The sequence below is a fragment of the Synechococcus sp. CS-1328 genome, from assembly GCF_025128095.1.
GTDB lineage: Bacteria > Cyanobacteriota > Cyanobacteriia > PCC-6307 > Cyanobiaceae > CBW1002.
This window is the reverse complement of record NZ_JAHLYT010000046.1, coordinates 21,681-31,993: the sequence shown is the minus strand read 5'-3', so window position 1 is coordinate 31,993 and position 10,313 is coordinate 21,681. Positions and strand designations below refer to the sequence as shown.

Annotated in this window: 10 protein-coding genes, 1 rRNA gene and 1 pseudogene; 8 read left to right on the top strand and 4 right to left on the bottom strand. The window is 64.8% G+C overall.

Translation table 11 applies throughout. The features are described from left to right. Positions 1 to 102: ribosomal RNA gene (gene rrf / locus KQ310_RS07875) — 5S ribosomal RNA — on the top strand; the annotation flags it as partial. 508 nt (positions 103 to 610) lie between these two features. Here the strand turns inward: rrf and mtnC are convergent. From mtnC to KQ310_RS07855, 4 genes are all read right to left on the bottom strand, one after another. Continuing rightward, positions 611 to 1,570: an acireductone synthase gene (gene mtnC, locus KQ310_RS07870; RefSeq protein WP_259721214.1), complete on the bottom strand. Its 960-nt coding sequence runs from the start codon at positions 1,568 to 1,570 to the stop codon at positions 611 to 613. Continuing rightward, positions 1,563 to 2,303, bottom strand: a complete 741-nt coding sequence (gene mtnB / locus KQ310_RS07865) for a methylthioribulose 1-phosphate dehydratase (protein WP_259721213.1) — start codon at positions 2,301 to 2,303, stop codon at positions 1,563 to 1,565. The genes mtnC and mtnB overlap by 8 nt, the downstream gene beginning before the upstream one ends. Before the next feature lie 24 nt (positions 2,304 to 2,327). After that, on the bottom strand, positions 2,328 to 3,176 hold the full coding sequence (locus tag KQ310_RS07860; RefSeq protein WP_259721212.1) for a DNA-formamidopyrimidine glycosylase: 849 nt from the start codon (positions 3,174 to 3,176) through the stop codon (positions 2,328 to 2,330). Between the two features lie 302 nt (positions 3,177 to 3,478). Then, positions 3,479 to 3,688, bottom strand: coding sequence for a photosystem I reaction center subunit IV (locus KQ310_RS07855; RefSeq protein WP_259721211.1), 210 nt, complete (start codon positions 3,686 to 3,688; stop codon positions 3,479 to 3,481). A 132-nt stretch (positions 3,689 to 3,820) separates the two neighbouring features. On the opposite strand from KQ310_RS07855, the gene KQ310_RS07850 reads away from it, so the two are divergent. From KQ310_RS07850 to KQ310_RS07820, 7 genes and pseudogenes are all read left to right on the top strand, one after another. Then, positions 3,821 to 4,852, top strand: coding sequence for a hypothetical protein (locus KQ310_RS07850; protein ID WP_259721210.1), 1,032 nt, complete (start codon positions 3,821 to 3,823; stop codon positions 4,850 to 4,852). A gap of 815 nt (positions 4,853 to 5,667) precedes the next feature. After that, entirely contained in the window at positions 5,668 to 5,814 is a 147-nt protein-coding gene (locus KQ310_RS07845; protein WP_259721216.1) for a hypothetical protein, read from the top strand. Then, positions 5,811 to 7,106, top strand: a complete 1,296-nt coding sequence (locus KQ310_RS07840; RefSeq protein ID WP_259721209.1) for an ABC transporter substrate-binding protein — start codon at positions 5,811 to 5,813, stop codon at positions 7,104 to 7,106. The genes KQ310_RS07845 and KQ310_RS07840 overlap by 4 nt, the downstream gene beginning before the upstream one ends. Continuing rightward, on the top strand, positions 7,103 to 7,978 hold the full coding sequence (locus tag KQ310_RS07835; protein ID WP_259721208.1) for a carbohydrate ABC transporter permease: 876 nt from the start codon (positions 7,103 to 7,105) through the stop codon (positions 7,976 to 7,978). Before KQ310_RS07840 ends, KQ310_RS07835 begins: the two co-directional genes overlap by 4 nt. A 168-nt stretch (positions 7,979 to 8,146) precedes the next feature. Beyond that, positions 8,147 to 8,908 (top strand): carbohydrate ABC transporter permease, encoded by a 762-nt coding sequence (locus KQ310_RS07830; RefSeq protein ID WP_399237918.1) that lies wholly within the window; start codon positions 8,147 to 8,149, stop codon positions 8,906 to 8,908. Beyond that, a complete protein-coding gene (locus tag KQ310_RS07825) occupies positions 8,905 to 9,954 on the top strand; it encodes an ABC transporter ATP-binding protein (RefSeq protein ID WP_259721206.1) in 1,050 nt (349 codons plus the stop codon). The genes KQ310_RS07830 and KQ310_RS07825 overlap by 4 nt, the downstream gene beginning before the upstream one ends. A 48-nt stretch (positions 9,955 to 10,002) precedes the next feature. Continuing rightward, positions 10,003 to 10,209 (top strand): annotated as a pseudogene (locus KQ310_RS07820) (trehalose synthase); the annotation flags it as partial. Positions 10,210 to 10,313: the final 104 nt, after the last annotated feature.

Genomic DNA, 10,313 nt, shown 5'->3' with positions numbered 1-10,313 from the left:
GCTGTGGACCCACTCCGATCCATCTCGAACTCGGTTGTGAAACGCAGCAGCGGCAACGATAGTTGGAGGGTAGCCTCCTGCGAAAATAGCTCGATGCCAGGTCAAACTTTGCTCCACGACGACGCCTCCGATCGCAGCCTGCTGGCCGCGATCGGGGGCGTTTTCGTGTGTCTGGGTCATGGATCGCTTGCCCATCAGGCTGTGGTGGATCAGATGTGGCCTGACAATGCCAGATCGACTAAGTGCGCAGATGGCTCGTCTCCAAAGGCCTCGGGGTTGACGCTGCTGTGGATTCGATTTGATGGGTAGTTCGTTGTTCGTTCTGGTGGGATCTCAATGAAAACCATTGGATGTTGCTTGAGATGGGTTGTCGCTGGGGTCACTATCTAAGGATGGCCTGGATGACTGCCTAATGAGAAGCTGCCATGGCGACAGGGATGTGACCATTGTAAAGCCCTGGCTTGAGCAACTTCCTTGACTCCCCAAGTTCTTCCAAGCAGATTATCCTCGGACTTAGCTGCTCTTGGAATTGACAAGCTTTGCTGATCCATAGGCAGTAGTATGCATGGTGCTGTGAATCCGAGTTTTTGAGTTGTAGAGGCTTGTGGAGTTATCGAACTACGTCAAAAGCCTGAATGCTCGTGTATGTGTGTTGAGGTTGGATTGGATTGCCTTCGCGCTCGCTGAGAAGTACTGCATAGCCAGCTTCTGATGCAGCATCTAGTTCGGTCGTGACGTCGCTGATGAAGAGGATCTTGCTGGGATCGGTCTCAAGTCTGGTGCTAATCGACTGGTAGCTTTCAGCCTTCTGTTTGGGACCAATTCGGGTGTCAAACCAGCCAGAGAACCATGGGCGAAGATCTCCAAAGCGGCTGTATTGGTAGATCAGCTGCTGTGCATGCACGGAGCCTGAGGAATAGACTGCTATCCGCAGCCCCTGCTGATTCCAGTCTCGCAGCGCAGGGGGAACATCATCATAGATCGGTCCTTGTAGGTTGCCCTTGGCATAGCCATTCTCCCAGATCAGTCCTTGGAGTTCCTTCAGAGGGGTGAGTTTGCGATCCTGATGGATCAGCCATTCCAGATAGGGCACGAGCGCATGGTTTCTTGTTGAGTCGAGGCTTGCGGAAGGAAACTCATCGGAGAAGGCTCTTCCGAATGTCTGGTTTTTGAAAATCTCTCCAGAACCAGCAATAACATTGCCTGTGCCTGTGCCTGTGCCTGTGCCTGTGCCTGTGCCTGTGCCTGTGCTGGCAATAACAGCCCCTGTCCCTGTCCCTGACTCTTTGCCTGATGGCTTTCTGCGCAGTCTCACCGCTTCGGGATCACTCTCCTGATCCCAGGCTTGCTGTAACTCCTGCACCAGCTGCAAAACGACTGGCTGTTGACCCTGGCTTTCCAGAAAGGACGCGAGGTTGGCTCTGGCATAGGGAAACAGCACCTCGCTGACAAAGCTCACCGGACAGGTGGTTCCTTCAATGTCCAGCAGGATGTGTGTCGTCGTGTCGGGCAAAAGGATGCCTGGGGCGCCGCTGGGTTGGCCGTTGATGGCGCGGTTAGGTTCAGGCATGGTTGGTCTCCTTGCAATCGTCGTGCCGTTGTGTGATGACTGGGTCGGAATGCTCACAGCCGGGCATGGGGTGCATCAGGCTCTGCAACAGCAGGCGCCGCCATTGCTGTTCCAGCAGAAATTCGAGGATCTCAAGATGGCGCTTGGCCTCGCCTAGGCCCGTGCCCCAGGCGTAAAGCCCGTGCCCTCCGATCAGTAGCCCATGGGGTGCCTGGGCCAGGTGAGGCCGAGCGGATGCGCTGAGGGCCCTCAGGTCCTGATTGTTGGGCAGCACGGGGATGTGAATCGTGGTGGCGTGGGTGCTGACGCCTTGCAGGCCTTTGAGCATCTCCAGGCCGCTGATCGCCAGCGCTGCGCAGCCTGATTCGCTCCTTTCCGCCTGGTCCAGAGCCCAGTAGGAGAGAAGGGTGGCCGCCTGGGAGTGGGTGTGCAACACAGCCCCGGCACCAGCCTCGACGACGATCGCCAGATGAAGCAGGGTTTCGGCACTGGCCTTGCCATGCCCGCTGATGACGCGTGCGTTCGCATCGACAAGGATCAACTGATCTGGCTCGACCGAGCCCTTGTCGACGCCGCTGGGTGCCATCAACAGCTGCAGGGGATCCTGCTGCCAGACGCAACTGAAATTGCCTCCCGTGCCATCACACCAGCCGCGCTGATGGATGGCAGCCATGGCCTTGGTGAGTTGGGTCGCCAGGGACTCCAAACCGAATCGATCGGACAGTCCATCCATCCAAGCGTGTCGCGGCTCCTGGGTTCACTGCTGGCAGAGCGGGCACCAGTGGGTGCTGCGCCCGGCCAGCTTGTCGCGGCGCAGCACGGTGCCGCAGCGGCGGCAGGGTTCGCCACCGCGTCGATAGACCCAGGCCACACCGCCGTAGTTGCCGTTAGTGCCTGTGAGATCGCGGAAATCGCTGAAGGTGGTGCCACCGGCGCCGATGCTGGTCTGCAAAATCCTCAGCAGGGCCCCATGCAGGTGTTCCAGCTGGGGGCGCTTCAGCTGACCAGCTGGAGTCTGGGGTCTGATGCCGGCTTCGAACAGCGATTCATCGGCATAGATGTTCCCCACTCCAGCCACAAGGCGTTGATCGAGCAGGGCGTTTTTGATTGGACGCGACGAACCCTGCAGGGCCCGTTCCAGATGGCTGGCTGTGAACTCAGGGCTGAACGGCTCAGGCCCGAGTCGCTGCAGTCCGGTGATCACCTCGGCAGGAGCCTGATCAGGGGGCACCCACCACATCTGACCGAAGCTGCGGGTGTCGACGAAGCGGAGTTCATGGCCGTGTGGATCAAAGATCCGCACCCGTGTGTGGCGGCAGGGTTCTGCTGGCTCTGGACGCCAGAGGAACTGGCCGGTCATGCGTAGGTGCACCCCCCAGGTCCCGGCGCTCACTCCGGCGCTGTCTGCCAGTGCCGCCAGCAGGTATTTGCCGCGCCGTTGCCAATGCTCCAGGCGGCAGCCCTGCAGCGCTGCGCAGAAGAGCTCTGCAGTTTGCGGGTGGGCGATGGTGCGCGCAAGCCGCACCTCAACGGTGGCCACCGTCATGCCGAGGGTCTGCCGCTCCAGGCCGCGGCGCACGGTTTCGACCTCGGGCAGCTCCGGCACGGGTTCTTGGATCTGATCGGACTGCGCCGAGACGCAGGGAATGGCCTCATCGTGCCACCCAGTGGCCTGCTGGCGCGCCCGTGAGGTTGATGGCTCTCCTGATCTTCGGGCCTCGTTACAGCAAAACAGCCTGCCTGGGATCCCAGACAGGCTGAACATGCATGGCAGGCGAAAACATTTTGTTTTGGCCTAGGACGTCTTCGCGTTACAGCTTGAAGCAGAACGGCTTTGCAGGACCGACCTGCCATGAAGACGGATCAAGTCGCTGAGGAAGACTTGTGCCGCAGGCATTGGCCTGCAACTCAGGCCTTCTCGAGTTCGTACTCGGCGAAGTTGTTGGTGTTGATGCCGCCTTCGGAGCCGCTGTAGCCGTTGTAGTTGACTTTCTCGAAACGCACAATCACGGGATAACGGATCCCGGAGCTGTCGATAGACGCCACGGTGCCGACGTCGTTGAACCAGTAGGACTCGGGGCGCTTGATGCGCACCTTGTCGCCGCGGGAGATGGCCATCGCTGCGCGTGAAGTGGGTGGCTGTCAACGGGACGTTACCCGTGGGCCGTGGCGCTGACGGAAGGGCGTCACGATTCGTCGCCGTCCTGGGGCCGTGGCACGATCGCCTTTCCCCCTCCCAGTGTTCGTGCCATGGATCCGCTCGAGGCCCCCGCGCTCAGCCTCGAGCTTCCGGATCCGGACTCCGATGCGATCAGCACCATGGAGTTCCTGGCCCGCCTCGAGGCGGCCTGGCAGGTGTGCGATCGCTTCGACCTGCAGACCGAGATCTGGCGCGGCAGGATCCTGCGGGCGGTGCGCGACCGCGAGAAGCGCGGCGGCGAGGGCCGCGGCACCGGTTTCCTGCAGTGGTTGCGCGAGCAGGAGATCAGCAAGACCCGGGCCTACACCCTCATCCAGCTGGCCGAGTCTGCTGATGGACTGGTGGGTGGCGGCCTGCTGGAGGAGGCCAGCGTCAACCTCTTCTCCAAACGCGCCTTCCTCGAAACGGCCCAGGCGGAGCCGGAGGTGCAGCAGATGGTGAGCGAGGCCGCCAATGAGGGTCAGCAGATCACCCGCAAGCAGGTGAAGCGCCTCGCCGATGAATTCACGGCCGCCACCAGCCCCTTGCTGCCTGAGGAGATCCGTCAGCGCACCGCCGACAACCTGCTGCCGCCCCGGGTGGTGGCTCCCCTGGTCAAGGAGCTGGCCCAGCTGCCCGAGGAGCAGCAGGAGGACCTGCGGCGCGTGCTGCGGGACGAGCCAGAGCTGGATCGGGTCAAGGATGTGACCCTCACGGCCCGTTGGCTGCGCAAGGCTGCTGAAGCCGGATTGGCGGTCCGCGCCTTTCAGCACGACCATCTCGACCTGGAAAAGGCGATGCAGGAGGCGCAGCGCCTCGATGCCCTTGGCCTGCTGGCTGATGCGGTGGGGCAGGCCCAGCAGCTGGAGGCGGCGGTGCTCAAGCTCCACACCAGCTGGCGTCGGCTGGGAGGGTTGTATGAGCGCCTCTGGGTGGAAAGCGGCAGCAGCACGCCCCACCTGCGTGAGCTGCTGAATGCGTTGCAGACCCTCAGCGGTAGCACTTTGAGGGTGTCTCTCGGTGAGCTGGCCGGTGGGAAGCGGCTGCGGTTGCAGCTGGTCGAGGAAGCCCCCGATCAACTGCAGCCCCCGCCGTTGCCCTGAGCCGGCACGATTTGACAGCCGCAGGAACGTGTGTTCTGGTGGAACGAAGAGAAGGTGTTGTTGTTGTGCCTCGAATCCACCCGGTTCTGTCATCGCGTTCAGCCTGTTAGGCCAGATCTTTGGTGTGATCAGGTCGTGCCATCAGGTTCACTCTCCTGCTGCTGGGCGACGCGATCCAGGCATCGCCGCTCACCGCTTGGATGCGCAAGGTTGCGAGTTGGAGCCAGCACAGCCGCGATGTCGGCCTTTCCCGTGGCGCTGTCGCCCTTAAGTCTGGATTCCCGTGTGCCGTCCCATCGCGATACCACCAGGACCTCGACCGCACCTGGCGTTCTGAGGGACGCCGATCTCGGGCTCCGTGCATCCAGCACTCCAGTGCCTTCAGCCCCGTCTGTCTGATCCCTGAGGTTCAGTTGTTGGACCCGTTCTGATTCTTTTTCTTTGTCAGTATGATTGTTCTCGATTCAGTTCGCAATTCGGCGATTCCTCCAAGCGAAGCCAGCAGCCCAAGTGGCAGCCAAGTGGCAGCAGCAACGCAAGCGGCAGCACCAACGGCCACAGCGACTTCGTGCTGGTGTATCACCGCTCCCCCTACGACGAGCAGATCGACGCCGACGGCACCCGCCGCTGGGTGGATCAGACCAGTCCGAATGGAATCATCCCCACCCTGCGGAACCTGTTCCGTGAGCAGCCGCGGGGAAGCTGGATCGCCATCCCGCGCTACGCCATTCACTTCGCCCACGCGGCCATCTGCCTTCACGGCGCGATGGGTGCGGCGGCCTTGCCCGTGGAGGACAAGTTTCGGCGTACCGGTAGTGCCCTCGCTATTCACCGGTGCTTCGGTGGAGCTGCAGGACGCTCTGCTCAGCAACCCGTATTCGCACCGCAGCATGGATGAGGTGATCGCGGCAGCTCTGGTGATGCCGGTGGAGGAGCCGCTGGGCGTTCTGCGGGCCTTGTGACCCGGCCGCCTCGCGAGCTCTGGGCCCGACGCTTGGCGCTGGGGCTGCTGGCGGCCTTGGTGGTGGCATTGCTGCTGCCGGTGTCCATCGCCGTGGCACGGCCCGCGGTCACGATCCGGGTGCTGATGCCAGCGCCCTTCGTCGATGCAACCGCCGCCACGGTGGACGCCTTCAACCGCAGCCATCCCCGGCTGACCATCGCCGTGACCCGTGGCCCCTTCGAGACCGAATCCGTCTCGGATCTGGCGATCAGCAGCCTGCTGCTGGGCGACAGCCCCTACGACCTGCTGCTGATGGACGTGAGCTGGACGGCCAAGTACGCCGCCGCCGGCTGGTTGTTGCCCCTCGACGATCGGCTCGGTCCCGATCCCCTGGCCGGTGTGGTGTCCGGCGCCCGGCAGGGCAACGTGATCGATGGCCATCTCTGGCGGCTGCCGATGGTGGCCTCGATGGGGCTGCTCTACTGGCGCACTGATCTGATGGAGCGTCCACCCCGGACGCCCGCCGAACTCGTTGCTGTCTCCAGGCAGCTGCAGCAACAGGGCCGGGTGCGTTGGGGCTTTGTCTGGCAGGGGCGCCAGTACGAGGGCCTGATCTGTGATTTTCTGGAGGTGCTGCACGGCTTTGGCGGCCGCTGGGAGCCGGATCTGACGCCGGGCCTGGGGCTGGAGCAACCCGAGGCGGCGGCAGCGGCGGGCTGGTTGCGGCAGCTGCTCGTCGACGGCATCAGCCCGGCGGCGGTGGCCAATTTCGCTGAGCCGGAGACCCTGCAGGCGTTCGAGACAGGCGACGCCGCTTTCATGCGCAACTGGCCCTATGCCTGGAGCGAGCTGCAGAAGCCGGGCAGCCACGTGGCCGGCAAAGTGGGTGTCACCACCATGGTGGCCGAGCCTGGCCAGTCCCCCGCCGCGACCCAGGGCAGCTGGGGCTTGTCGGTGTTGCGCGGCAGCTCCCATCCCGATCAGGCGGTGGAGGTGCTGCAGGCCCTCACCGGGGCCGATAGCCAGCGCCGGCTGGTGAAGGACTGGGGCAACACCCCCACCCTGACGGCCCTGTTTGAGGATCCGGAGCTGCTGGCCGCCTCCCCAACCCTGCCGGAGCAGCTCCGGGCCCTTGAATACTCCGTGCTGCGGCCGATCACGCCGGCCTACGCCCAGTTGAGCGACATCCTGCAGCGGCAGCTGAGCGATGTGATCACCGGCGGACTTCCCGCGGCTCAGGCCATGGGGCGGGCGGGCCAGGCCAGCACCCTGTTGCTGGAGTCCACCGGTGGAGAGGGGACGGGGGCATGAGCCGAACGCTGCGCGCCAACCTCGTCACCCTGGTGCTGATCGCCCCGGCGCTGTTGTTGCTGCTGGCGGTGTTCGTGTGGCCGATGGGCTACTACGGCTGGCTGAGTCTGCAGGCCCAGTCGGTGTTCACGGGACTTGAGCCCGTGCCGGTGGGCCTGGCCAACTGGCAGCGGCTGCTCGGGGACGCCCGCTTCTGGCAGGACGCCGCTCAGACGTTGCGCTTCTCCGGGGTTTCCGTGGGACTGGAGCTGCTGCTTGGCCTGGCCATTGCCCTGGTGCTGCATCAGCGCTGGCCGGCACGGGGGGTGGTCCGAAGCCTCACCCTGCTGCCCTGGGCCCTGCCCACCACGGTGATGGCCCTGGGCTGGCGCTGGATCTTCAACGATCCCAACGGGCCGATCAACGGCTTGCTCCAGAGCGTCGGGCTGGCCACGCTGCCCTTCCTGGCGTCTCCGCAGCTCGCCTGGATTGCGGCGGTGGTGGCGGATGTCTGGAAGACGACCCCGTTCGTGGCGCTGGTGTTGCTGGCGGGGCTGCAGATGATCCCCGCCGATCTCTATGAAGCCCTGGCCCTGGAGGGCGGTCACAGTTGGCAGGCCTTGTGGCGCATCACCCTGCCGTTGCTGCGTCCTTACATCTTTCTGGTGCTGCTGTTTCGCCTCGCCCAGGCCTTGGGCGTGTTTGATCTGATCGCGGTGCTCACTGGCGGTGGACCGGCCGGCAGCACCGAGAGCCTGGCGGTGTACGCCTATCTCAATGCCATGCGCTTTCTCGATTTCGGCTACAGCGCCACCGTGATGCTGGGCATGTTCCTGCTGTTGCTGCTCTCTGCCCTGCTGCTGTTGCTGTGGCGGCGAGCCGCCGAGGCCTGAACGCCGCTGATCCCCGCCATGACGTCTCCCTCTCTGCCCTCGGATCCCATCTCTGGAGGCCCCATGTCCAGAGGCCCCAAGGCCAGCAGTGCCGGTTCGACTCCCGCTTCAGCCCTTCTGGGCCGAATCCTGGCGGTGGGGCTGCTGCTGTTCTGGAGTCTCGGGCCGATGGTCTGGCAGCTCTACACGTCGTTGCGGACCCCCGAAGCCCTGCTGGCGGGCTGGGCCGGCTTGGCCAGCGGCTGGACGCTGGCGAATTACACCCAGATCCTCACGGGAGATCCCCCCTTCTGGCGCTATCTGCTCAACAGCTTCCTGGTGGGCGGTGTCAGCACGCTGCTGACCCTGCTGCTGGCCATCCCCTGCGCCTATGGCCTGGCGCGGCGCTCCGGAGCGTTGCGGCTGGTGATGGGGGGAACCCTTCTGGCCACGGCGGTGTTCCCCTACGTGTTGCTGTTCCTGGCCCTGCTGGAGGTGGCCCGTCACTTCGGGCTCGCCAACAACCTGCTGGCGCTCTGCCTGCCCTATGCGGGGCTCTCCCTTCCCCTGGCGGTGCTGTTGTTACAGGCGGCCTTTGCTGAGCTGCCCCCGGAACTGGAGGAAAGCGCCGTGCTGGAGGGGCTCAGCCTGCTGCAGCGCCTGCGCTGGATCCTGCTGCCGCTGCTCGGGCCGGCGGTGTTCAGCACGGCGCTGCTGGTGTTCCTGTTCAGCTGGAATGAGTTCCCCATCGCCCTCACCTGGCTGAGCCGCAGCGAGCTGCTCACCCTGGCGCCGGCCATGGCCCGCATCGCCGGCTCCTCCGTCTACACCGTGCCCTACGGAGCCTTTGCCGCCGCCACGGTGCTGGGCAGCGTGCCGCTGCTGCTGCTGCTACTGGTGTTCCAGCGTCCGATCGTGGCGGGGCTCACCCAGGGGGCGATCAAGGGATGACGACACCCACTCCGGCCACGTCTGCGTCAGTCACGGTGACTTCAGCAACGCCTGGCTCTTCCACGTCCGGGAGCCTGCGGCTTGAACAGCTTCTGCGGCGGATCGGAACGCGAACGATCGTTGATCATCTCGATCTCACCGTCGAAGGCGGCGATTGCCTGGCGCTGCTGGGCCCGAGTGGGTGCGGCAAGAGCAGCATTCTGCGGCTGATCGCTGGCCTGGACTGGCCCGATGCGGGGCGGATCCTGCTGGCGGGCCGCGACATCACGGCCCTGCCACCGGTGCGGCGTCAGGTGGGCATGGTGTTCCAGAGCTATGCCCTCTATCCGCATCTGAGCGTGGCGCGCAATCTTTCGCTCGGGATGGAGATGCGCGGCGTTCCCCGGGCCACGATCGAGCGGGAGTTGGATCGGGTGTTGGTGCTGCTGCAGCTTGAGGAGCTGCGCGGCCGGCGGCCGGCCGATCTGTCGGGGGGGCAGCGGCAGCGGGTCGCCCTGGCCCGGGCGTTGCTGCGCAGGCCGCAGGTCTTCCTGCTGGACGAGCCAATGAGCAATCTCGATGCCCAGCTGCGCGAGGAACTGCGGCCCCAGTTGCGCACGATCCTCTGCGGCGGCAGCGCCCCAGTGGTGTACGTGACCCACGACCAGCAGGAGGCGATGGGCATCGCCGATCGGATCGCCGTGCTGCGGGACGGCCGCCTGCAGCAGTGCGGCACCCCCCAGCAGCTCTATGAGCAGCCCGCCAACGCCTTTGTGGCCCGCTTCATCGGACGGCCGGAGATCAATCTTCTTCCCCAGCCCGATGGATCTCTGCTGGGGGTGCGCCCGGAGCATCTCCATCCCGTTGGGGAGGGGGGGATTGCGGCGCGCCTGCTCAGCCGCGAATGGCATGGCGCCAGCCAGCAGCTGCTGCTGTCCACGTCCTACGGACCGTTGCGCTGGGTGTGCAACGGGGACCAGCCGGTGGAGGCTGAGCTGCGCCTGGGCTGGGAGCCTCGGCGGCTCCATCGCTTCGATGGCCGGTCGAGCCTGCGTCTGCCGGACTGAGGGCCGCGGTGGCCTGTTCGCCCTCACGGCCCATCTGTTTGCAGCCATGCCCAGGAGATGGTGCCCGGCTGCCGCTGGGCGCTGCCGCTGCGCAATCACGACGAGCTCTGGCTCGGTGATGGTCATCTCGTTGGGCAGAGCGTGATCGAGGCGATCCTCAACGGCTTTCCGGGATTGCGGGATCGCGACGCCAGCCGCAAGCCGATGGCCTGGACCCGTGCTGCCAACGGCGGCTTTTCCACGGCTCCCGATCCGTTCTGGCGCTCCCAAGGGGGGCGCGCTGCGGCTGAGCAGCCTCCGGCCGTGGGCGGTGCGAACCGTCCGTGGCCCGGGAGCTGGTGGTTCCCTGATCGAGGGTG